This is a genomic window from Aeromonas sp. 600527, assembly GCF_049175415.1.
In the GTDB taxonomy this organism is placed as follows: Bacteria; Pseudomonadota; Gammaproteobacteria; order Enterobacterales; family Aeromonadaceae; genus Aeromonas; species Aeromonas veronii_A.
The window spans coordinates 1-23,588 of the sequence record NZ_JAAKVA010000011.1 but is presented as its reverse complement, the minus strand read 5'-3'; the positions used below and the strand labels follow the sequence as shown (position 1 = coordinate 23,588).

19 protein-coding genes are annotated in these 23,588 nt (G+C 45.9%); 5 read left to right on the top strand and 14 right to left on the bottom strand.

The window, feature by feature from the left end; all coding sequences use genetic code 11:
• Window positions 1-177 precede the first annotated feature (177 nt).
• The 5 genes from recN (at window position 178) to G5154_RS14025 (ending at window position 7,761) form a co-directional block, all read left to right on the top strand.
• Window positions 178-1,842 carry a DNA repair protein RecN gene (gene recN, locus G5154_RS14045; RefSeq protein WP_216979161.1) on the top strand — a complete coding sequence of 555 codons (1,665 nt, stop codon included), beginning with the start codon at window positions 178-180 and terminating at the stop codon, window positions 1,840-1,842.
• Between the two features lie 279 nt (window positions 1,843-2,121).
• Window positions 2,122-3,012 (top strand): manganese-dependent inorganic pyrophosphatase, encoded by an 891-nt coding sequence (locus tag G5154_RS14040; protein WP_421211725.1) that lies wholly within the window; start codon window positions 2,122-2,124, stop codon window positions 3,010-3,012.
• Between the two features lie 248 nt (window positions 3,013-3,260).
• Complete coding sequence (macA, locus tag G5154_RS14035; RefSeq protein WP_421263944.1) at window positions 3,261-4,424, top strand: macrolide transporter subunit MacA; 1,164 nt, start codon at window positions 3,261-3,263, stop codon at window positions 4,422-4,424.
• Window positions 4,421-6,394, top strand: coding sequence for a MacB family efflux pump subunit (locus G5154_RS14030; protein ID WP_163128074.1), 1,974 nt, complete (start codon window positions 4,421-4,423; stop codon window positions 6,392-6,394). The genes macA and G5154_RS14030 overlap by 4 nt, the downstream gene beginning before the upstream one ends.
• A gap of 2 nt (window positions 6,395-6,396) precedes the next feature.
• Window positions 6,397-7,761 (top strand): efflux transporter outer membrane subunit, encoded by a 1,365-nt coding sequence (locus tag G5154_RS14025; protein WP_421251135.1) that lies wholly within the window; start codon window positions 6,397-6,399, stop codon window positions 7,759-7,761.
• A gap of 536 nt (window positions 7,762-8,297) precedes the next feature.
• Here G5154_RS14025 and G5154_RS14020 read toward each other — a convergent pair.
• The 14 genes from G5154_RS14020 to G5154_RS13955 all read right to left on the bottom strand — a co-directional run.
• Entirely contained in the window at window positions 8,298-8,708 is a 411-nt protein-coding gene (locus G5154_RS14020; RefSeq protein ID WP_005344269.1) for an H-NS family nucleoid-associated regulatory protein, read from the bottom strand.
• Window positions 8,709-9,180: 472 nt separating this feature from the next.
• On the bottom strand, window positions 9,181-10,911 hold the full coding sequence (locus G5154_RS14015; protein ID WP_421251136.1) for a Wzy polymerase domain-containing protein: 1,731 nt from the start codon (window positions 10,909-10,911) through the stop codon (window positions 9,181-9,183).
• 103 nt (window positions 10,912-11,014) lie between these two features.
• Complete coding sequence (locus G5154_RS14010; protein WP_421251137.1) at window positions 11,015-12,073, bottom strand: LPS O-antigen chain length determinant protein WzzB; 1,059 nt, start codon at window positions 12,071-12,073, stop codon at window positions 11,015-11,017.
• 120 nt (window positions 12,074-12,193) lie between these two features.
• Entirely contained in the window at window positions 12,194-13,231 is a 1,038-nt protein-coding gene (gene wecA, locus G5154_RS14005) for a UDP-N-acetylglucosamine--undecaprenyl-phosphate N-acetylglucosaminephosphotransferase (RefSeq protein ID WP_337073613.1), read from the bottom strand.
• 114 nt (window positions 13,232-13,345) lie between these two features.
• Window positions 13,346-14,401: a DUF1972 domain-containing protein gene (locus tag G5154_RS14000; protein WP_421251138.1), complete on the bottom strand. Its 1,056-nt coding sequence runs from the start codon at window positions 14,399-14,401 to the stop codon at window positions 13,346-13,348.
• Between the two features lie 27 nt (window positions 14,402-14,428).
• Entirely contained in the window at window positions 14,429-15,712 is a 1,284-nt protein-coding gene (locus G5154_RS13995; protein WP_421251139.1) for an O-antigen ligase family protein, read from the bottom strand.
• Window positions 15,702-16,814: a hypothetical protein gene (locus G5154_RS13990; RefSeq protein WP_421251140.1), complete on the bottom strand. Its 1,113-nt coding sequence runs from the start codon at window positions 16,812-16,814 to the stop codon at window positions 15,702-15,704. Before G5154_RS13990 ends, G5154_RS13995 begins: the two co-directional genes overlap by 11 nt.
• Before the next feature lie 59 nt (window positions 16,815-16,873).
• Window positions 16,874-18,145, bottom strand: a complete 1,272-nt coding sequence (locus G5154_RS13985) for a nucleotide sugar dehydrogenase (protein ID WP_337073617.1) — start codon at window positions 18,143-18,145, stop codon at window positions 16,874-16,876.
• Window positions 18,146-18,244: 99 nt separating this feature from the next.
• Entirely contained in the window at window positions 18,245-19,663 is a 1,419-nt protein-coding gene (locus G5154_RS13980; RefSeq protein ID WP_421251141.1) for a lipopolysaccharide biosynthesis protein, read from the bottom strand.
• Between the two features lie 39 nt (window positions 19,664-19,702).
• Window positions 19,703-20,770 carry a TDP-N-acetylfucosamine:lipid II N-acetylfucosaminyltransferase gene (locus G5154_RS13975; protein ID WP_421251142.1) on the bottom strand — a complete coding sequence of 356 codons (1,068 nt, stop codon included), beginning with the start codon at window positions 20,768-20,770 and terminating at the stop codon, window positions 19,703-19,705.
• Entirely contained in the window at window positions 20,767-21,897 is a 1,131-nt protein-coding gene (rffA, locus tag G5154_RS13970; RefSeq protein WP_408750497.1) for a dTDP-4-amino-4,6-dideoxygalactose transaminase, read from the bottom strand. The genes G5154_RS13975 and rffA overlap by 4 nt, the downstream gene beginning before the upstream one ends.
• Before the next feature lie 23 nt (window positions 21,898-21,920).
• The gene (locus G5154_RS13965; protein WP_408750499.1) at window positions 21,921-22,619 is read right to left on the bottom strand and encodes an SDR family NAD(P)-dependent oxidoreductase; all 699 of its coding nucleotides are present in this window, start codon (window positions 22,617-22,619) and stop codon (window positions 21,921-21,923) included.
• Window positions 22,620-22,630: 11 nt separating this feature from the next.
• Window positions 22,631-23,197, bottom strand: coding sequence for an acyltransferase (locus tag G5154_RS13960; RefSeq protein ID WP_408138761.1), 567 nt, complete (start codon window positions 23,195-23,197; stop codon window positions 22,631-22,633).
• A gap of 121 nt (window positions 23,198-23,318) precedes the next feature.
• Window positions 23,319-23,588, bottom strand: a 270-nt coding sequence (locus G5154_RS13955; RefSeq protein WP_421263943.1) for a dTDP-4-dehydrorhamnose 3,5-epimerase family protein, incomplete at its 5' end; no start/stop codon positions are given.

The following is a 23,588-nucleotide window of genomic DNA, read 5'->3' as shown; positions in this document are numbered from 1 at the left end:
CATCCCCTGCACTCTCATATCCGTACCGCGTGCCAATAGTCAGTACCGCATTCTCATAGCCATACCGCACTGGCGCACCTTTCCTGTACTAAAAATGACGGTGCCCTCTTTACTGTATATAAGACCAGTATATACTGGATGCATACACAGTAATGTTGACCTATACAGGATAAGACCATGCTGACCCAGCTGACCGTCAACAACTTCGCTATCGTCAAGTTTCTCGAACTCGATCTGCAACCGGGCATGACCTGCATCACAGGTGAGACCGGTGCCGGTAAATCCATCGCCATCGACGCCCTCGGTCTCTGCCTCGGAGAGCGGGCCGAAGCCGGCATGGTGCGACCCGATAGCGACAAAAGCGAGGTCAGCGCCCGCTTCCTGCTGGACAACAACCCGGCTGCCCGCGCCTGGCTCGCCACCAACGAGCTGGAAAACGAAGGTGAGTGTATCGTGCGGCGAGTCATCTCTGCCGAGGGGCGTTCGCGCAGCTATATCAATGGCGTGCCCGTCCCCCTCACCCAGCTCAAGAGTCTGGGCCAGTTGCTGGTCAACGTGCACGGTCAGCATGCCCACCAGATGCTGCTCAAACCCGACTACCAGCTCGCCCTGCTCGACGGCTATGCCGGCCACCATCTGCTGCTCGACGAGGTGCGCCAGCACTATCAGCAATGGCGCCAACTGCAAAACGAGCTGAACCGGCTCAAGGCCGAGCAGCAGCAGCGGGAAGCCCGCCGCCAGCTTATCGAGTATCAGGTGCAGGAGCTGGACGAATTTGCCCTGCAACCGGGGGAGTTTGAGGAGATAGAAGAGGAGCACCAGCGTCTCGCCAACGGTACCGAGTTGATGCAGGAGTGTGGGGCTTGCCTCGATCTGCTCTATGACAACGAAGAGACCACCATTGCCGGCCTGCTGCAATCAGCAGTAGATCGAGCCGAGGGGCTGGTCAGCATGGACAGCCGCCTCACTCCGGTACTGGAGATGCTGAACGAAGCCCTGATCGGGGTGCAGGAGAGCCACAGCGAACTGCGCAGCTACCTCGATCGGCTGGAGCTTGATCCCGAGCGCTTCAACGAGCTGGAAGCCCGCCTCTCCAGGTCGATCAATCTGGCACGCAAGCACCACGTCAAACCGGCGGATCTGGCTCAGCACCACCAGGAGCTGGCCTCTGATCTCGCCCGCCTCAACTCCGATGAGGAGCGGTTAGAGGGGATGGAAGATGAGCTGGCCGAGGCTCGTCAGGCTTTTGTCCAGGCCGCCGAAGCCCTGAGTCAGAGTCGTCAGCGCTATGCCCAGGAGTTGGGCGCCAAGGTAACCAGCAGCATGCACGAACTGGCGATGCCCGATGGCCGCTTTGCCATCGAGGTGCGTCCCGATGCCCAGAGCAGCCTCTCTCCGCTGGGTATAGATCGGGTGGAATTTATGGTCACCACCAACCCGGGGCAGCCCATCCAGCCCCTTGGCAAGGTGGCTTCGGGTGGCGAACTGTCGCGTATCAGCCTCGCCATCGTGGTGATCAGTGCTCGCAAGGTCTCCACCCCGACCCTGATTTTCGACGAAGTGGATGTGGGGATTAGCGGCCCGACTGCCGCCGTGGTGGGTCGCCTGCTGCGCCAGCTCGGCGAGTCCACCCAGGTGATGGTGGTCACTCACTTGCCTCAGGTGGCAGGCAACGGCCACCAGCATATGGTGGTGAGCAAACATACCGATGGCAAAACCACCGAAACCCGGATGGATGCGCTCGACCAGAATGCCCGTCTCAATGAGCTGGCACGCCTGCTCGGTGGCGACCAGATCACCGACAACACCCTGGCCAACGCCCGCGAGCTGCTGCGTCGCTGAATCAGGCAATAAAGCCCATTTGCAGTGATGGCGACTGATAGCGCTGACCGGACATGCTGACTGCGCAGGCATGGACGAGTGCCATGGCCTCAACAGTCAGCAATAGCCAACAGCCAACTGTGAGCGCCGAACTCGCGTCAGGATTACCGACCCAGATCAATAAAATGGCGAGTTAGGCGAAGCTGGCAGCAACATGGGCGTGGATCCGGTTGCCTTCATGTAGCGGATTTCGCATAGTGTTGCCCCCCTTTATGGGTATCCAATTGTGAGGCTTTGTCTATGATCCACGTTTTTGGTCACAAGAATCCTGATAGCGACAGTATCTGCAGTGCGCTGGTTATCACCGACTGGCTCAATGGCCAGGGCCATCAGGCCACCCCATGGCGTCTGGGTGACCTGCGCACCGAAACCCGTTTTATTCTGGAGCAGGCTGGCGTCAGCGAACCCGAGTTGCTGACCAAAGATCTGACCGGTGAAGATGTCTGGCTGGTGGATTTCAGTGATCTGGAACAGGGCCCTGCCACACTGGCACAAGCCAATGTACTGGGCCTGGTGGATCACCACCGTCTCGGCACTCTGGTCACCCAGTCTCCGCTGGATGCCTGGATCCGTGCCGTCGGCTGCACATGCACTATCGCCTTCGACCTGCTAAGTCAGCAAGGCACTGTGACCCGCAGCCAGGCTCGTCTGATGCTGGGTGCCATCATGAGCGACACCCTCTGTCTCACCTCGCCAACCACCACCGAGCAGGACAAGATCGCCTGCGAGCGTCTGGCACCGCTGGCCGAAGTATCGCTGGCCGAGTTTGGTCAACAGCTGCTGATGGCAAAAACCGACCTGAGCGGTCTCACTCCTGCGCAGTTGCTGCAGCAGGATGAGAAAGCATTCCAGGCCGAAGGTCTGAACTTCATCATGAGCCAGATCGAAGTGGGCAGCGAACAACAGCTTGCCGACCAGATCGAAACTCTGCAGCAAGAGATGGCACACCGTGTTGAAAGCGAAGGGCTCGACTTCTTCGTGCTGATGGTGACTGACCTGACAGCCGCAGCCAGCCGTATCTACTTTACCGAGCACGCCAAAGTACCGGCCGGGTCCAGCTACCACCCGGGCTTTGTCAGCCGCAAGAAGCAGGGTCTGCCCTGGGTGATGGATCTGCTGGCCAAGGCCTGATCCTCACTCGTCATTACCTATTCCCAAGCCCTGCCACTGCGCAGGGCTTTTTCATCGCAACCGCCAGTCGCACTCCCCCCTCTTGCTGACCATCTTGCTCACCACTGCAGTCTCTCGCTTACTCCTTTCACGGCTTATTGACAGTTAACGCCATAACTTTGCTTACATATTTGCGGCTGTTATTTATCAGGGCTTTGCTGCAGGATAATCGCCGCGCACAATCTTTTCAGTTTCCATTCAGGTGATCGATGAACATAACCCCCAAGCAGAGAACCCTGGCCATCACCATGCTGATCGCCGTGGTGCTACTCGGCTGGCTAATCTGGCCCAGTCAACCCCCCAAGGCGATGCTGACCGCTCAAGTGACCCGCGAGGATATTGCCCAGACCGTACTGGCCAGTGGCGTGCTTCAGGCCGTGGAGCAGGTGGATGTGGGGGCTCAGGTCTCCGGTCAGGTTACCAAGCTGGCGGTCGAGGCCGGTGATCAGGTCAAACAGGGAGACCTGCTGGCCGAGATCGATCCCCTGATTGCCCAGAACAACCTCAAGACGGCCGAGGCGGAGCTTGCCAGCAACCGCGCCCAGCTCAAGATCAAGCAGGCTCAACTCAAACAGAACGAGCTCGCCTGGCGGCGCCAGCAGCAGATGTTCAAGCAGGAGGCGAGCTCACGGGCCGATCTGGAGAGTGCCGAGGCCCTGTTGGCGGTCACCCGAGCCGAACTGCAAAACAGCCAGGCCAATATCGACAACGCCCTGATCAAGGTTGAGCGGGCCAAGACCGAGCTGGGCTATACCAAGATCCTGGCGCCGATGGATGGCACCGTCATCAGCATTGTGACCCGTCAGGGCCAAACCCTGGCTGCCAGCCAGACGGTACCGACCGTACTCAAGCTGGCCAACCTCGAGACCATGACGGTCAAGGCGCAGATCTCCGAAGCCGATGTCACCAAGGTCAAAGCCGGCATACCGGTCTACTTCACCCTGATCGGCGATCCGGATACCCGCTATCAGGGTACGCTTCGCGCCGTGGAGTTGGCGCCCACTAACATCAACGATCAGGCTGCAACCGGTACCACTACCAGCAATGCGGCCGTCTACTACTACGCCCTGTTCGATGTGCCCAACCCCGACCACACCCTGCGGGTGGCAATGACCACCCAGGTGACCATAGTGCTCGGTGAGCGCAAGCAGGTACTCACTGTGCCGCAAACCGCCCTCGGCAAGTCGCTGGGTGACAACGAGTACGAAGTCACCGTGATCAAGGACGATGAGACGACCGAAACCCGTCATATCAAGACCGGTATGAAAGACGAGATCCGTATTGAGGTGATCAGCGGGCTGAGTGAGAAGGAGGAGGTGCAGCTCAATCACGGTACCCCCGCCGCCAATGATGAGATGGCGGTAATGCTATGAGTGAGCCCCTGAACCAGCTGCCGTTGATCCAGCTGAAAGGGGTCGAGCGACGCTACCAGAGCGGCGACAGCGAAGTCACCGTGCTCCACCCTCTTGACCTCACCATCACGGCAGGAGAGATGATCGCCATTGTCGGCGCGTCCGGCTCTGGCAAGTCGACCCTGATGAACCTGCTGGGGTGTCTCGATAGCCCGAGCGGCGGCCAGTATCTGTTTCGCGGTCAGGACACCGCCACCATGGATGCGTTGGCGCTGGCCCGGCTGCGCTGCCACCACTTCGGTTTTATCTTTCAGCGCTACCACCTGCTGCCCCATCTCGATGCCGCCGCCAACGTGGAGATCCCAGCTGTCTATGCCGGCACCAGCCGTCCGGATCGCCAGGCGCGCGCGCGTCAGCTGCTGGGCAGACTGGGACTGCGCGATCGCAGTCACCACACCCCGGGTCAGCTCTCCGGCGGTCAGCAGCAGCGGGTCAGTATCGCCCGGGCGCTGGCCAATGGCGGCGAAGTGATCCTCGCCGATGAACCGACCGGCGCACTTGATAGCCAGAGCGGCAAGGAGGTGATGGCGATCCTCAAGGAGCTGCACGCTCAGGGCCACACCATCATTCTGGTCACCCACGATATGAACGTGGCCAGCCATGCCGACCGGATCATCACTCTCAAGGATGGTCGGATTGAACAAGATAGCGGCCCCAGCCAAACGGCCGTGTTGGTTCCAGCTACCACCGTAGCCCCTCAAAAAATAGTGCCCACTAAAGGTGCCGTGGGCCACGACTGGGATCGTTATCGGGAAGCGGGACGGATGGCGATGCATGCCATGCTCGCCCACCGGATGCGCACCTTCCTCACCATGCTTGGCATCATCATCGGCATCGCCGCCGTGGTGAGTGTGGTCGCTCTTGGGCAAGGGGCACGCGCCAAGGTGATCGACCAGATCAATGCGATGGGCACCAACACCATCGAAATCTTCCCGGGTAAAGGATGGGGCGATGAGAAGATGGCCAGCATCCAGACCCTCAACAAGGGGGATCTCGATGCTCTGCTGGGGCAACCCTATCTTGCGGGCGCCAGCCCCGAGATTGGCAGCTCAGGCCAGTTGCGCTATCGCAACAAGACCAACAGCGGCAACGTGACCGGGGTCGGTAACGACTATTTCAAGGTAAAGGGGATGACGCTGGTCAGTGGTCGCTTACTGGAGTGGCAAGATATTCAGCAGCGGGCTGCCGTCGCCGTGGTGGACAAAAAGAGCATCACCAGCCTGCTTGGCAAGGAGGATCCGGTCGGCAAGGTGGTACTGGTCGGCACCTTGCCGGTGCGGATTGTCGGTGTGGTTTCGCAGGAGACTGGCTTCGGCCCCACCAGCCAGTCGGTCAATATCTGGCTGCCCTACAGCGCGGTGATGAGTCGCCTCATCTCGCAGCACCACTTCAGCCAGATCACCATCCGGGTCAAGGACGGGGTACAACCGGCACTGGCCGAACAAGCGGTGATCGAGCTGATCACCAAGCGCCACGGGGTGAAGGATTTTTTCACCTTCAGCAGCGACAGCATCATCAAATCGGTGGAGAAAACCACCGCCACCATGACCCTGATGGTCTCGGCCATCGCGGTGATCTCGCTGATCGTCGGCGGGGTGGGCGTGATGAACATCATGCTGGTGTCGGTGGTCGAGCGCACCCGCGAGATCGGCATTCGCATGGCCGTGGGCGCCCGCCAGTCGGATATTCTGCAGCAATTTCTGATTGAGGCTGTGATGGTGAGCCTGCTGGGGGGGATCTTCGGCGTCGGCCTCTCGCTCGGTATTGGTGCGCTCTTTTCACTGCTGGTGGACTCCATCAAGATGCAGTTCTCGCTCTTCTCCATCCTGATGGCCTTTGGCTGCTCGTCACTCATCGGGATCCTGTTTGGTTACCTGCCGGCACGCAATGCGGCGCGGCTCGACCCTGTTGTCGCACTGGCGAGGGAATAACAATGCACAAACTCTCCTGGCTGGCTCTCTCTATGGCCCTCAGCGGCTGTAGTCAGCACAGCACCTATCAAAGGCCCGAGCTGGCGATCGCTCCAGCATGGCAACAAGCAGAGGGCGCCCAACTGGCTGCGCAGGCTGGCCCCTGGTGGCAGGAATTTCATGATCCCCGGCTCGACAAGCTGGTCGACGCTGTACTGGCCGCCAACCCTGACATGCGTGTGGCGGCCCTCAAGCTCAAAAGCGCCCGACTGGGCGCCGAGCAGGCCGATACCAACCTCACCCCCTCGGTCAATGGCACTATCGCAGCCAGTGGCAACAAGGATCTGAAAACCAGCAAGGGCACCAACAGTCTGGGCCCCTCGCTGAGCCTCAGTTACGAAGTGGATTTGTGGGGCAAGCTTGCCTCGGTGCGAGATCAGGCAAGCTGGGAGGCGGCGGCAAGCGAACAGGACCTCGCTAGCACCCGACTGCTGTTGATCGGCAATACTCTGGAGCAGTATTGGCAGCTCGGCTATCTCGGCTCTGCCATCGCGCTCGGAGAACAGCAGCTGGCCAACCTGACCCGAACCGAGCAGCTGACCCAGACCAAATACCAGGCTGGCGCCATTACCCGGCTCGATCTGGCGCAGGCACGCCAACAGTTGGCCGGAAAACAGGCTGAGCTGGCCTCCCTCAAGGCGCAGCAGGAGCAGGCTCGCAATGCCCTGCGTCTGCTGCTGGGACGCAGCAGCGGGCCACTGGAGTATGCACCCGCTTCCCTTGCAAACCAGACCATCCCTGAACTTGCGGTGGGTATCCCGGCTGATGTGCTGGCGCGCCGCCCTGATGTCAAAGCGGCCGAATTGCGGCTGCGCAAGACGCTGGCAAAGGGGGACGAGATCCGCACCAGCTTCTACCCCAGCCTGACCCTGACCGGCAGCGCCAGCACCGCATCCGATAGATTGGCGCAGGTGCTGCAAAATCCGGTAGGTACGCTGGGAGCCAGCCTCGCCCTCCCCTTCCTTGAATACAACCGCACCCAGCTCGCCATCGCAAGCTCAGAGCTGGATTACCAGATTGCTGAAACCGAGTTTCGCAAACAGCTCTACACCGCACTAGTGGAGGTGGAAGACAATCTGGCCGCACGCCACTATGGCCAGCAGCGACTCGATTATCTGCAGGAGCAGCTGAGTTATGCCCGGGAGGCCGAACGGCTGGCCAAGGCTCGCTTTCAGGCAGGAGCGACCGGCGTGCAAGCCTGGCTTGATGAGCAGAACCGACTGTGGGATGCCCAGCAGAGCCTGCTGGCCCAGCAAAAAGAGCAGCTCACCACCACAGCCAAAATCTATCGCGCCCTGGGTGGCAGCGATAGCGTGACGCCCCGATAGCGCTTCACCTAGCCATTCCCCACTCTGCCGGCAGAGTGGGGAATATCATCGCCATAGACCATACAGAATTTCCTCTCCCACACTGCAGCCGAACTTCATTGCCCATTATCAGGGGCAGTCATGGCAGCGCAGTCAATTACATGCATCGGTGACCCAGAATATACCGGCCATACCTTACAGCTATCTCTATCCCTCACGCTCCCTGACCAGAGATAACGGTTACCGGATATTCAATCAGCAGAGAGCTTGGCTCTTGCCGAGCGGCGCCCCGTGAATCGTGAGAGACATATCCGAAGCGCATATCTGCGCGACGCATACAAATAGCGATATCACGCAGTTAATCCTGCACGACAAAGTTAATCGCGAACAATGAGTGATATTGAGCAAAGTAACAGTGAAGTGAAACGACGGTAAAAAGGATACAAGCGAGGATGTAGATAACAGTGGGGCGAAGGGGCAGATTGGATAACCACGAGTAAAACGGCAAAAATAATGCCGCCCAAGGGCGGCATTATTCAATCTCTAAACCTGACGAATTAGATCAGGAAATCGTTCAAGTCTTTACCCAGAGCGACTTGAGCAGCAATGGCTTTCGGCATACGGCCTTGACCGGTCCAGGTTTTTTCCTGGCCATCTTCTTCGTACTTGTATTTAGCCGGACGCGGAGCACGCTTGCTCTTGGCTGCGCCAGTCGCAGCAGCCGGAGCAGCGGCAGTCGCCAGCAGCTCGCGAGGATCAATACCAGCCTGCTGCAACATTTCGGTGAATTCATTCAGCTTGCGCTGACGCTCTTCCTGTTCAGCACGCTCCTGTTCGACAGAATCGGCGCGCTCTTGGTAAACCAGGTCAAACTTCTCTTTAGCTTCCAGCAGTTGCTCAAACGGCAGCTCACGAATAGCCGCACGCAGACTGCGAATGTTCAGCAGAACTTTCAGAAACTCGTTCATTATTTCCTCACAAAAAATCGATCACAGGGATTACCGTGTCAGAATAGCATGGACAATTGATAACAACATACTGTTTTTCTGTATTTGTATTATTTTTTATTTTGTACTCACTATGCTCTCTTGACACGAAGCGTGATAACAAATCAATGCTCCGTTGTGATCGCAATCCCCCCTCCCTCTGATGGATTATGACCTCAAATATCATAGGGCTCATTAATACCCCATTACGCTCTATCAGAAGACTCCCGTTATAGTAGGTCCAAATATGTCAAACCACAGCAACCTTGATATTCATCAGGTGAAATACTAAAACTAGCAAGTAACTTGTTTGCAGAAAAAACTCAAGCAACCATAAAATTTAACCATTGAAATCATAGTGTTAGAATGCTTTCGATAATGATTTCATATGTCTGAAGAAACATGAAAAGCCTGCATTTGAACATAACAGGCTTTAACCTTTTGTTAGATTACGCTAATTAGCGAGAGCATTACTTTGTACCGATTGCTCAACACTACTGGTCACCGATGTCGCTACAGAACCAGTGAGAAGAGGCTCAGAAGGATAGAGTTTGAGAGCTTCTAGACGCATCGCATTAGCAGCCTCTTTGCGACCTAGTGCGTTAAGTGCGATCACCATATTGGCGTATATGTTGGCACGTGGAGTATGACGTACAAAGGCCTGCCCCCACTCCAGATAAGCCTCCAGTTCAGCCTTGTTGTGTGTCTGCAAACCGACCATTAGACGGACAGCGTTTACATCAAACTCTACTCGTGTCAGCCATGCCATAGGATTGATAATCTCCAGCAACAGCGTCGGCTCTTTATAACCTCCTCGCTCGTATTTGGTGACGACCCAAGCGGTATGAAGGGCCGTCAGCATAAATGGGACAACCAATAAAGGAATGGCTATTGCAATAAATCGCAACAACAACCAGGGACGATACCCCATATCCCACCACGATGATCTACCACAACGCACAAGACAGGTTTCTTCAATCTCGCTGTCAACGACATAAATCAGCGTCAGCAACAACCACCACAACACGATCGCATGGTAAAAGGGATATTCCGTCTGGGTATGGAGCAATATCGGTGTAACCAGGGCAAGCAGTGCCATGGCATTTACCCAACGAACCTTCGCCAGACGCCACAACAATGCCCCTCCCATGATCACTATGCCAACCATGGGGGCAATGCCCCCCTCAACAGACCAATAGAGAAACTCGTTGTGGGGGTGGTCGAGGTTGTAAATTACCATTCCAATATTTGGATCTACCTGCCGAGCCTCTGTGTATGCGTGGAAGAATGCAGATTCAAATCCACCATATCCGACTCCCAGTAACCAGTTCTGAAAAAGTAAACGAAACGTAAAAGGCCAGATATCTGACCGGGCACCACCCGAAAGATATTCATTCATCCCCCGACTCACACCTGACACCCAATACTGAGAAGCGAATCCAAGAACTGCTCCCAGCAAGACCAGGCCGAGCATTCGTACCAATAAACGTTGACGATGCAACTGGGGTCCAAGCAGAATAAATGCTAGCAATCCCCCAAGCTGCCCCACCCGAGACTGCAGCACAATCAACAACAGGCTTGCGGCCAAAATCACCCCATAGCTAACCCTTCGCAACCAAACGTGATCATTGCCGCGTAGCACCAGCCAAATGGCCAACGCAATCCCGGTGGCCATAAAGGTCGCCATCACATTTGGCTGTTGAAAGATCCCGTACGGACGATTTGCGTTGGTGTCGTAGCCAATCCAGTTACCTGGCGTCAACAAATAGAACTGTACAAGACCAAGAGCAGCTTCCATTGCGATCGCAATCAAGACGAGATAGAGCAAGCGATCACGCTGTAACCGTTTAAAGCGCCATTGATACAGACCGAATAAAAACAAGAGACCAGCAAATAGCCCCAATAATCTGGGCATAGCATAATCCTTGAGTGGAAATCCTGGATAGAACATGGGAAGCAGAAGCAAAAGTGCACCAATCCATAAAGCCGCTTGTAGTCGAGAAAAGACCAAACGTTGGCGTAAAGTCACTTGCCACAACCCCAACCCAATTGCCAGCGAGGCAAATATCCATCCCCATGCGTTAAACGGCAGATAGAGCCCAGCGCCTCCCGGGTTATGCATAAAAAAATGCATCCCCAGCAACCAATAGAGCGCACATAAAACCATCATGATTCGCGTTAACATCACAGCCCAGCTCCTTAGGCCCACCCATTATTGAAAGGGCATACAAGATACAGACAAAAAGAGAGGGGGCACATTGCCCCCTCGATTACATCAACGATTCCTATTATGCCTCTTCTGGTCGGCGAAATGCATGGCGAATCAGAACAATACCAATACCAACCATTCCTCCAAGCAGGGTCGCCAACACCACAATCAAGGGACGTTTCGGCTTGTCACGGCTAAGGGCTTCATCTGGAGCATCAAGATAGGAGAAAGGACGAAATGAAATACCGTCCAAAGATATGCTTTTTAAACGTGCCATCTTTACCTGCAGAGACTGCAATTTGGGTTGATAAACCTCAAGGTCGATAGATTTCAGTAATGACAGTTTTTCCTCCAAACCTTTCGAACCCAAAGAAATGAGGAGACGATCCCGAACGTTATAATTTTCCAATGGAGCACTGACTCCAGCCGCTTTGGCTACTTTGTTAGCCATCGCCAATTCTACTATTTCCTGTTGCAGGGCACGTTTAGTGTCCTCCTGCATGATCAGGTACTCAGTTTTCATGCCATCCAACTGCAGATCACGCTGTTCAGTGAGTCGGTGTATCAACTGCTTTTGTTGCAGCTTGACAATGTAGTCAACATACCCTTTCAACATTGCCAGCGACCTTTCGGAAGTGGGGGCCGCAAACTTGAGCTCAACACCCGGCACCTCCCCCTTCTTATCTACGGGCTGAGCCGTGACGGATTTACTCCAGTCGCGCAGCCAACGCACCTGCGCCTTGCTATCTAACCCATGGTTTTTTACAACCTCTGCAAATAAAGGGCTGGCTTTGAGATAGTTACGGCGATTCTCGTAACTGTTGAACTCCAGAATAAATTCCTGGTGTAGATCTTTACCACTGGGAAAACCGCCAAGACCCAATGCAGTTGCATGCTTTGCCACTTTCAGCATCGGAGTCATGTCCTCCGGCTTAGGCTCTGCAACCACTGCCGAAGCTGACCACTGCTGCGGAGCCAACAACGCATAAGAGATACCACACACTGCAAATACGCCAGCAATAAGCACTATCAGCAGCTTCTGGCGCCACAACACCAGCATCAGCTCACGAAAATCAATCTCATCAGAAGCAGCAGGTACTACCCACTGTGCCGGTACATCTGGACTTTTTTCTTTCATCACTGTCTCACGTTAGGTTAAAACAAAAGATACAGGCATTTCAGTATGTAGCAACTCAAACAATTCGATATATGCACAAGGACTGGTCTAAAATAACATGAGTGCCCAGTTAACTAAAACTCATTGTTTCCGTCTAATCCAAGCTAAAAAACGCCATATTGAATTCAACCCCCACAAATAGAGCATAAAAAAACATAAAAAAAGAATAAAACTTAATAATTCAGGAGCTCGTATTGACTCGAAGTAAATACCAATTACAGCACATACTGTTGCCAAAAAACAAATAAAGCACAACGCCTGATTAGGAGATAACCCCGCGCGCATACATATATGATGTAAATGTTCTCTGTCAGGTTTAAAGGGGGAGTGTCCTTTACGAATGCGCCTAATCATAATCGCTACCATATCAATCAACGGTATAGCAATTAACCATAATGCTGTGACAGGATACATCTGCGCTTTAGGACCTTGCGTACCTTGTAGCAAGGTCCAGATAACTGTAAAGCCTATCAGCATACTTCCAGCATCCCCCATAAAAACCTTGCGACGCGTTCCAAAAGGAAATCCCAGATTAAGAATGACATAGGGGATGACAACGATCATCATCAATAGACAAAACCGAGCTAATAATAACTGTTCGTCAATATAATTAAGGTACGCTAACCCACCAAAGGTGACTAGAGTTAATCCACCTAGCAAGCCATCGATACCATCAACCATATTAAAAGCATTGATGGCGCCCAGAACGGCAAAAACAGTCACAATATAACCAAGAGGCCCTAATACAATTTCATGGCCAAAGGCTAACCCCCCCAAACTTTTTAGAGAAAGTCCAGCGCCAAAGATCATGGTACAAGATATTAATATCTGCACGACCAAGCGGATACGATAGTCAACATCATATTTATCGTCTATTGCACCCATGATAACCAAGACGGAAGCACATAAGACATAGATATCTGAACTAGTTAATAAATCAGGTTTGAACCATAACGCCAACATCAAAGTCAAATAGATAGAAATCCCACCAACCAAAGGAACTGCACCTTGGTGTAGTTTTCGCTCATTAGGCCGGTCAACTAGATTTATTTTTTTTGCCATCTTTCGTAAAAAAAACAAGCATATAAATGCTGTGATGAAAAAAATTGCATATTCCATTCTATGCCACCAAAGAAAGATATAAATATATGGTTAGAAATAAAATCAATTCAATCAAAAATAAAAGCCAGCCCCTAATAAATTAAGCAATTAAAATCAGCATCAATAAAACGATTAAACGAAAAGCTGTTCATATTTATCGACTACACTACGCCATTGATATTTATCATTTGCAATTTGCCTCATCCTCTCCCCGGAATGAACTACATGTTCATCATACTTTTCAATAAGCTGGCGCAACGTTTCTATGCTATTAAAATATAGAGCACTGTTATCTGTAGTATAGCGATTGAAAATACAATCAAATGCATATATTGGCATGCCAAATTGCATGGCTTCAACCAAAGAAGGATTGGTACCCCCAGCAGAATGACCATGCACGTATCCCTTACATTGCCTTCTCATCTTATAGAGTACGGAGATATCATAAATAGGATCAACAATCTCTATATTTTCATAATGCGAAAACCTGCTTTTAAGCGCACGACCATATTCACTTGCCTCCCAGTTACCAATGAAGCACAATTTCTCTCTAGATTTAGAAAAGGCAGTCAGGATCAATTCAATATTATTCTCAGGCTCTATCCGACAAAGTGAAAGATAAAAATCATCTTTGACATAATTTTCCTGATGTTCGACTTGTAATGCATGGTCTCCACCATAAGCTATGACCTCACTGACAACACCATATTCATCCATTACATAATCAGCGATACCCTGATTATCTGATACGACAGCATCTGAAAAACGAACGGCAAGTTTTTCCGAAAATTTCAAAAATTTTTTCGTCAGCCATCCCCACTTGTCGCGCCGCCACTCCAGTCCATCAATATTCGTAACAATACGTGACGAACTAAACAACCGATAGATGGGTAAAAACAAACAACCAGAGACCCCCAATATCAATGTGACATCAGGTTTTTTCTTAAGGCAAATTATCAGACTTAATATATCATAAGGTATACTAGAGACCCCATTAGCCTTGATCGGGAGATATAACAACGAAGCATCTTTATAATTTTCAGATTTTGTCTGATAGGAGTAAGAAGAGCAAAAAATATGATAATTTATACTTTCCGACTGATAATCAACAAGGTTCTGCACTAAAGACTCAAAGCCACCATAGCACGCCGGGACACCTACAGTACCAACAATATAGACTCTTTTCATTTCATTGCACACCCTATAACTTTGAAATCAATATTTTTGGGAAAGCGTTTTGGAGAGGAAAGCACCATTAATTATTCTATATTTCCGATAAGATCCAACCAAAAGACCAATCAAACAATAGAAAAACATAGATAGCTTAGGCACTTCAAACAGTGGACCGCTTAAGAAATATATTGGCGAAAGAGAAAAGAACCAGAAACAAGAGTTGAAAAATACTTTATCATCTAAATTATTAACTATGAGTTCAGCTCTCTTTGATATACATGACAGAATAATAATAATAGTTATAAATGTTACTAAGCCCACAACCCCATACTTATACAGTAAATAAGCATATATCGATTCTAAATAAATATCTTTCCCAACCCCAACCCCAAACAATGGATTGGATGATATCGCATCCCATGCGAATAAAATCTGATTAATTCTGGTATTAAAAGAACCAGAACCACCACCAGAAAAATCCAAACCGCCAGAAATTAAATAATTTATACCGGACACTACATATAAAAATCGAGTTTCAATTTCAGTTGAAAAATAATTTAAGAATGAGCTACCTACTACCAAAGCCATTAATATGAAGAATATTACTTTGAAGTCATAAACTCTTCTCACAAAGAGATTGAACACCTTAATTGAAATAAGAATGGATGAGACCAATATAAAATTTCTACTTTGTGTCAAAAAAATCAGAACAAATATTACTACAGCAATCATGAAATTCACAAAGTATGATTTAACTTCAACTCGTTTTTCTACTAGATAGCAAAATCTAGTAAAATAAAAACAAAGTCCCCAAAAAAGAAAGAATGCGTAGTGATACGTTGTATTAAACAGAGAAGTCAGCTTATCAGATAAGATATCTAGTGATTCTCTTTTATATAAAAAGAAACTTATTCCTGGAATGTAAATTTCAACAAATGAAACTAACATAGATATGATCAATACACAAACATATACTTTTTTAAATTTTTCATTAGGTGACTCAACAATATAACCATACACATAACCGACGATTGAATATAACAAAAAATAAATGATTTTCAATCCAGAAAACACATCTGATGCATCATTATTAGAATTTATGAATGTGATACATGTAGCCACTAAAAAAATTAGGAAAAAAATCAAAAAAGCTATAAAATCACTGAGCTTTACTTTTAAAAAAAATGGCAGAGTCAATACTGGTAGCAAGCTTATTCCAAGCACATGATACATCATACCATTGGTATAAGTAGGGAATATAGGAAATACACAGCTCAAAATAAAAGAAATAGTGAATATTATTTCAAAGTGACTTTTATTTATCACAAGAACCCTCATTCATTAATATATTCATCGAATTCTCAAGACGCGTAGAAAAATAGGCCTCATCTGGGATACTATGAGAGATAGAATTATCGCCACTTGTTTTCTCTAGCAATTTTATATCAGCATCAAGATCTGTTGACTCATTGTAATTAACTATAAACATCGAATTATATTCGTAATTTATTGATGTTATACATGGTGTATTATTCTTCAGGTATTCATATAGTTTAAGCGGGGAACCATCATGACTTTTCTCAGCCAAGTACGGTAATAATCCAATTTTGAACGAGGATATTAAACGTGGTAATTCATTATATGTAAAACGTCCTTTAATATGTACGCCATTACTGCGTAATTTATTGGACACACTTTTATCATATACTTCACCGTATACAACAACGCTATATCGTTTAGCCAAAGAACAGACAAAATCCACATCAAACTTGTCAGTCACAAAACCAACAAACCCAAAATCATACTCTGCCGCTTTATTACACTGAACACGATCGGAAAATTTACTCGTGAAAACGCCATTTGGTACAATATCAAAGTTAAGCATACGATGCTTGGTGATGGCATGGGCTGCGGCGCCACTGACAGCTGTCATAAAATGATAATTGGCGGCAACATACTGATATTTCAGATCAACCAATCTTTTCTCTTGCTCGCTAAAACAGTTATGTTTGGTGAAATTGTCTATCATATCGTACCAATACATAACTCTGTCAGACTGAACCAAAGGAAATATCGCAAAGGGTGTGAAGTCTATAACCAGTAGAGTATTGTTACCATGTTGGCAATAGTTACTAACAAACAAATCAACATGCTCATTATAACAACCAACTGTCCATGCTCGTTTCTTCAGTGGCCCAAGTAAGTCAAAGCTAGTAACATCAATTACGTTAACACTGTCATAATTAAATTTTTGTTTTCTTTTATTCAAGATTCTTTCATATAAACTGACGGGCCTGTTTAGAACAGTAATACTATTTACATGTTTATTATCTGATAGCACTTCTAGAAATTGAAGATCACGCACTGCAGAACCATAGCAATGCCAAAAATAGAGATCACGATATGGAATAAACAGTATATCAAACATAGCCAGCATTCTCTTGGAGATAAAAAGTGGGGTATATCATATACCCCAAAAAATTATTGCTATAATACGATTTTATCAATGCTATTAAGATTCATTAGCTTTGATTTCAAGTCATACACGAAACCACAAGGTTTAACACAATGATAGAGTTCATGATCATGAATAAATATATCATGAGGCACCATTAGAGCAACTACATCATATTTTTTCTCTGGCTCCAGTTTATCAATCATTCGAATGCCATATTCAGTATATACTTCATCTGAATTAGCTACGGGATCGAAAACATCTATATTCAGGTTATATTTTTGCAATGTATTATAAACATCGATCACTTTAGTATTTCTAATATCAGGGCAATTTTCTTTGAATGTAAAACCGAGTATGAGAAGGTCAGAGCCAGGAACAATCATTCCTTTTCTCACCATGCCAGAAATTATTTGGTCACTAACAAAACCCGCCATTCCATTATTTATTTCTCGTGCAGAACGGATCATGTCCGGTGAGTAATTGAACTCGTTAGCTTTCTGCAATAAATAATATGGATCAACCCCAATGCAGTGTCCGCCTACCAACCCAGGGGTCAATTTAATGAAGTTCCATTTTGTACCTGCCGCATCTAAAACATCAGATACGTTGATATTCATCTTGTTGAACATCATGGCGAATTCGTTCATCAGGGCGATGTTCACATCACGTTGGGTATTTTCGATAACCTTTGCAGCTTCGGCAACTCTGATTGATGTAGCTTTAAATGTACCCGCAGTGATAATAGAACGATATAACTTATCAACAAATTCAGCAACGTCAGGGGTGGAGCCTGAGGTAATTTTCTTAATTGTAGTAAGACGATTTATCTTGTCACCCGGATTGATTCGCTCTGGGCTATAACCGGCAAAGAAGTCTTGATTGAACTTCAGTCCAGAAACACGTTCAATTTCAGGAATGCAGTCATCTTCTGTAGCTCCCGGGTAAACCGTAGATTCATAGATAACAATATCCCCTTTTGATATTACCGAACCAATCATTTGGCTTGCCTTCAATAATGGCGTCAAGTCCGGCTTGAAATGTTTATCTACTGGTGTTGGGACAGTAACTATATAGACGTTGGAATCTTTAATACTTTCGATATTGTAGCTATATATCAAGCGGGTTGCTTCACTCAACTCTTCGGAGGTACATTCTTTAGTAAGATCAATTCCCTTCTGCAGTTGCAGTACGCGTTCTTTATTGATATCAAAGCCCACAACATCAAAATTTTTTCCAAATTCTACAGCCAGTGGTAATCCCACATACCCAAGACCAATAATCGATATTTTTGCGGATTGCATATTTAGTTCCAAATTTAATGAAGTTTACATCAACGTGACAATTGGTAACATTAGAAATAGTTAATCAATGAAGTTTTTTATATCGCATTTTAAAAAACATTATGAATAATGGCTTATTGTTTTAGCAATTTTATTGATTGACATTTTTACTTCATGCCTGTAATCAAAAATACAGAACAATAATAATCCAAACCAAAAACAATATATATATGGAGCAGCACTAGCCTGCTTTAACGAGCCAATAATAGAACCTATGACAGCTAACAATGTATAAATATACATTCTAAACCTTGGCAAGGATTTCCAGACATAGATCGAGAACTCAGTTCTAAACACAAGAAATGCCCAAAATGATACAGCTGTACTACTGGCTGCACCAGCTGCACCAAAACTAGGAATTAAAAAAAAGTTGCACGTTATGTTAACTAAAAGTGCCAAGATACATGCTAACATTGAATATGCTGATTTACGTGCAATACCAATCCCAACAACGGTAGTTTCCGATAGTGTATAAAATAACGGATAGGCTAGACAAGCGACCAATATCCATTGTACCGAAGAGTATTGAGCAGGTAAGAAAAAAGATATTATCCATGACAGCATCCCAGCTAAACAAAAGATAATGACAACAAACAGTACGGTATAACGGCCAACCATTGTGATCTTATCATACCCTTCGTCTTTACTTGCCCACTTGTAGACCATCGGAGCCCATACAGTAGAGAATACAGACTGAAAAATTGTGGCTGCTGCAGCGAAACTGACCGAAACAGAATAAATAGCCAGCTCGCTATAACTACTCCATCGACTTAATAGGATTCTATCCAGTGAGGTCATTCCCCAAAAAGCAAGACCACCCAGAATTAATGGAAAACCAAAGCTTAACATTTTTTGCAACTGTAATATGTTTACTTTCTCAAAAAAACTCTGGTACCATTCACTACGAGTATTCCAAGCAAAAATAGAAAAAGCCAACATGATTGCCAATGTATTAGCCAGCAAAAGACATTCAAATGTTTTGGCAAAATCAAATAATAGAAAAAAAAGAATAATGACGAGTAAGAAAGCTTTAGGTAATAGCTGGCTCATTGAGAATGCTAGACCACGCTCATTCATTCGTAATACTAGTGACAAAAATCGCGACAAGAAACTGCAAAATAATGCGATTGCAAGTAACCAGCTAACTCCAATAGAGTCTAGACCAAATATAATTTTGGATAATAATGGGCCAAATATCAAGCTTACAGCCAGGGTGGCTACCAGTAATATTAAACCAGGTACCACTGTAGTTTTTAATAATAATGATTTGTTATCTGCCTCATGAAATTCACGAACATAAGCTTGATCTAAGCCAAGAGTAAAAAATAATGTCGCAAAACTCAACACGACATTAAGCAATGCCATCCTACCCACATCCTCTTGGCTAAAAATCCAAGCAATTATCGGGAGTGAAATGATCCCGAATAATGCTCCACCAACGGGGCCAATAGCAAAAAAGAATATTTTTTGAGGTGTCATATAACCGTCTTTTTTACGTTAGTGTTTGACTTCAAACAGTTACGAAAATATTTCTTTCAGCTGCTTAACCAAATTATCCTCACTAAAATAATTGCGTATCTTTTCGTTATTTGAGAGCGATATTTTAGGTTCTTGAGGCTTTAGCTCCAAGTTATCTAGTGAAAAAACTTTTATATCCAGCTTGGTGAATAAATCATAAGAACTGGTATCAGCGCACATATAAAGAGTTTTACCACGTCCCAGCAGATTAATCGCATTACCCATTGCCTGTTGCCGATTATGAGCAAATACGGCAATGTCAACTTCATCCAGTATTTTATTGTATTCATCCAACGACATAAAATCCATCAGAGCATGAAACTTGTCGCCAAACATTGCCTCGCCCTGTTGCTTAATTTGCTCAGCGTAAGCGAAATCACCATAAGATAATGGGCAATATATCTTGTCAACATGATTATTTACATCAAGCTTTACTAGTTTATCAAAAATTCGTTGATGATTATTAGTAACGTCTGCAGAGTTTCCCACTAACAGACTTACCTTAGTGGTATTTTCTGCATATTTCCTTGTTAATCGAGATAAATCTAAGTACCCACCATTGTAAATATTACTCTTATACATAATGCAGTCATAGCGGTGACCCTTAGCATTATACCACTGCTGAGCTTTATGGTAATCTCCTTCTATATAAGTAATAAACCCATCTAATCGACTTATCAAAAAATACCGAAACAATTCCATAACACGATAACGAGCATTTTTAACTGGCAACTCATGATAATATAAATCGCCCCCCCAAATTACCCATAAACACTTATGATGTAACCAAGGCATGAAGCACAGCATTGCAACTAAATGGGGGGAAAAAAGTCCATGTAATATGACCTTATCATTATTATGCAAACACTTTATTATTTTAAATATAGATCTAAAACTATTAACCCTTCGACAATTAAACATTGTCTGTGTTTGTTCATAGTGATATTGGCTTATATCGCCAAAAGTTATGACTGTATGGGTTTCGTCAGTGAAATTACGCTTAATAATATCTATAAACCCGGGGATAAACTTATCTAAGCAGGCAAGATGTAATATTTTTTTTCTCATTTCAGCTCAATAAAAAGACCAATCTGATTGCAAATATACGCCACTTGTTCATCAGTTAACTCATAGAATAATGGCAGACGAACTAACGTGTCAGTGAAAAAATCCGAATGGGGCAATTCATTGCCTATATATTGGTCTTGGTAAAATTCACTTTTATGCAAAGATAAATAATGAAAAACTGCATGTATATCATTATCTTTTAGATGATTTATCAAGGCCGTACGTTGCTCAAGGCTTTCACATACTAAATAAAACATATGTGCATTATTAGTAGCATACTCAGCCACTTTAGGTAGCTTTATATTAGTATTTGTCAATTTAACTGACAAGTTATTATAATAATGTTGCCATATAGCTTTTCGCCTTGCCTGAATAGCGTCAATATTTTCAAGCTGAGCATAGAGATAAGCAGCAATGATATCAGATGGAAGAAAGGATGAGCCAATGTCTACCCAACCATATTTAGCAACTTCACCACGAAAGAATGAAGAACGATTAGTTCCTTTCTCACGGATAATTTCTGCACGATGTATATACCGCTCATCATTAATAGCTAATAGCCCGCCTTCACCCGATATTATGTTCTTGGTTTCATGGAAGGAAAAGGTACCAAAAGTACCAATACTGCCGAGTGGTTTCCCTTTGTAATAGCTATCTATCGCTTGTGCCGCATCTTCCACCACAGGAACATTATATTTCTTAGAAATTGCCATGATTGCATCCATATCACATGCAACACCTGCATAATGTACCACTACAATAGCTTTTGTTTTGGAAGTAATTAGCTTAACAAGCTGTTCAGGATCAATATTTGGGTGGTCTGCATAGCTATCAGCAAAGATGATTTTCGCTCCTCGCAACGCGAATGCATTGACTGTCGAGACAAACGTATAAGACGGAGCAATAACTTCATCACCAGGCTGGATGTCTAACAATAGGGCAGCCATTTCTAAAGCGTCTGTGCACGATGTAGTCATCAAAACTTTTTTAAAACCATAACGCGTCTCAAAAAAATCATGACATTTTTTGGTAAACGCTCCATCGCCAGAAATTTTTCCAGCAGCAACAGCTTGAGCGATATAAACTACTTCTCGACCATGTAAATATGGCTTATTAAATGGAATCATAATTAGCTCACCGTCATATAAATTTAATATAATGCACCATTAATAGAGTAATCAGCGCCATTAATATATGATGCATCTTTTGAAGATAAAAAACAAACTAATGTTGCAATCTCATCTGGTGTTGCAAATCGTCCAGTTGGTATATCTTTTTTTATTTTATTAAGGATATCCACACTAATACAATTTATCATATCTGTTTCTGTATATCCTGGCGATATGGAATTTACGGTTACCCCTTTAGCGGCACCTTCTAAAGCTAAGGCTTTTGTAAAACCTAAAACACCAGCCTTTGATGCGCAATAATTAACCTGTCCAAACTGTCCTTTATGTGCATTAACAGAAGATATATTTATTATTCTACCAAATCCGTTAAGCCTCATATGAGAAAATACAGGCTGAGTAATATTAAATAAAGATATAAGATTTACATTAATTACTGATAGCCATTCGTCATTGGTCATTTTATGAAAAGGCTTGTCGCAAGTTACTCCTGCATTATTTACCAACACATTCGGCATCAACTCATTATCTGACAAATATGAATATAGATCATCACAGCTCTTTTTTTCTGTCAGATCCAACTTATACGATGTCACATTTGGCAATTCAACTGGTGCAGGTGTATTTTTATATGTATACACAACACGATGATTTAGTGCCGCCATCTTTTTTACAATGGATAATCCAATCCCTCGACTACCACCAGTAACAAGCACATTCATAAAAATCCCTTTTACTTACTATTCAACTCAGTAATGTATTTCTCTTCTAACTCTAAAAGATCCATTTTTCGCTCTTTGATTCGCTTAGCTGGGATACCAAAATATATACCCCATGGCTTAGTACTTTTCGTTACCATCGACATAGCACCAACAGAACACCCTTCAGATATAACAACACCTGGTAATATAGTACTTTTGGTTCCCACAATTACATGCTTTCCTATTGAGACAGCCTTGAATGTTTCCTTTTTGAATTTTTTGGGAATAGTTGGATTAGTCATTGTCTCACCTGAATAGTCATCACTTTGAGTGAAAACATGACAACCATATGCAAGTCCAGAAAAATCATCCATGGTGATACCTGATATTCCACCAGCCAAATTACAATAGGCTGCTATATGAACATTCTTACCTATTCTTATTACACCAGAAATAAGACAAAAATCATCTATTCTAGAATTATCATCAATAGTGATCTCTTCTGGATTATAAATAGAACATTTATCACTTATCTTAACATTAGCACCAATATGTTTGAATCCAATGTTTTTAAGCTGCTCTTCTGTTAAGAATGCCATTTAAATTCCCATCTCCTCAAAATGATATATAGCTACCGAAAGGCTGTTTTATGGAAAGATATAAAAAATACAAAAATCTTATCTTTTTATCATTTAACCAAATTACTAAAATGACAAATGGCTACAAAAATGGATCAGCATCAATAAATGAAGGTTGCTGTTGGTCTTTGTCTGATAGACGATAATCTATATATTGATCAGACCATGTTATGGCTAGTTGCCCATCGTTCCAGAGAATACCTCTGTCGCTATCTCTGCAATAATAATTTGTTGTCTTATATAAAAAATCTGCTGTTTCGGTCAAGGTTACAAATCCATGCGCAAATCCTTCCGGGATCCACAGCTGTCGCTTGTTTTCTCCAGAAAGGTGAACGCCTACCCATTGCCCGAA

Excerpts from the sequence above, each read along its gene's own strand:
- recN (WP_216979161.1), top strand. The coding sequence starts at position 178 with ATGCTGACCCAGCTGACCGTCAACAACTTCGCTATCGTCAAGTTTCTC.
- G5154_RS14040 (WP_421211725.1), top strand. The coding sequence starts at position 2,122 with ATGATCCACGTTTTTGGTCACAAGAATCCTGATAGCGACAGTATCTGC.
- macA (WP_421263944.1), top strand. The coding sequence starts at position 3,261 with ATGAACATAACCCCCAAGCAGAGAACCCTGGCCATCACCATGCTGATC.
- G5154_RS14030 (WP_163128074.1), top strand. The coding sequence starts at position 4,421 with ATGAGTGAGCCCCTGAACCAGCTGCCGTTGATCCAGCTGAAAGGGGTC.
- G5154_RS14025 (WP_421251135.1), top strand. The coding sequence starts at position 6,397 with ATGCACAAACTCTCCTGGCTGGCTCTCTCTATGGCCCTCAGCGGCTGT.
- G5154_RS14020 (WP_005344269.1), bottom strand. The coding sequence starts at position 8,708 with ATGAACGAGTTTCTGAAAGTTCTGCTGAACATTCGCAGTCTGCGTGCG.
- G5154_RS14015 (WP_421251136.1), bottom strand. The coding sequence starts at position 10,911 with ATGTTAACGCGAATCATGATGGTTTTATGTGCGCTCTATTGGTTGCTG.
- G5154_RS14010 (WP_421251137.1), bottom strand. The coding sequence starts at position 12,073 with ATGAAAGAAAAAAGTCCAGATGTACCGGCACAGTGGGTAGTACCTGCT.
- wecA (WP_337073613.1), bottom strand. The coding sequence starts at position 13,231 with ATGGAATATGCAATTTTTTTCATCACAGCATTTATATGCTTGTTTTTT.
- G5154_RS14000 (WP_421251138.1), bottom strand. The coding sequence starts at position 14,401 with ATGAAAAGAGTCTATATTGTTGGTACTGTAGGTGTCCCGGCGTGCTAT.
- G5154_RS13990 (WP_421251140.1), bottom strand. The coding sequence starts at position 16,814 with ATGTTTGATATACTGTTTATTCCATATCGTGATCTCTATTTTTGGCAT.
- G5154_RS13985 (WP_337073617.1), bottom strand. The coding sequence starts at position 18,145 with ATGCAATCCGCAAAAATATCGATTATTGGTCTTGGGTATGTGGGATTA.
- G5154_RS13980 (WP_421251141.1), bottom strand. The coding sequence starts at position 19,663 with ATGACACCTCAAAAAATATTCTTTTTTGCTATTGGCCCCGTTGGTGGA.
- G5154_RS13975 (WP_421251142.1), bottom strand. The coding sequence starts at position 20,770 with ATGAGAAAAAAAATATTACATCTTGCCTGCTTAGATAAGTTTATCCCC.
- rffA (WP_408750497.1), bottom strand. The coding sequence starts at position 21,897 with ATGATTCCATTTAATAAGCCATATTTACATGGTCGAGAAGTAGTTTAT.
- G5154_RS13965 (WP_408750499.1), bottom strand. The coding sequence starts at position 22,619 with ATGAATGTGCTTGTTACTGGTGGTAGTCGAGGGATTGGATTATCCATT.
- G5154_RS13960 (WP_408138761.1), bottom strand. The coding sequence starts at position 23,197 with ATGGCATTCTTAACAGAAGAGCAGCTTAAAAACATTGGATTCAAACAT.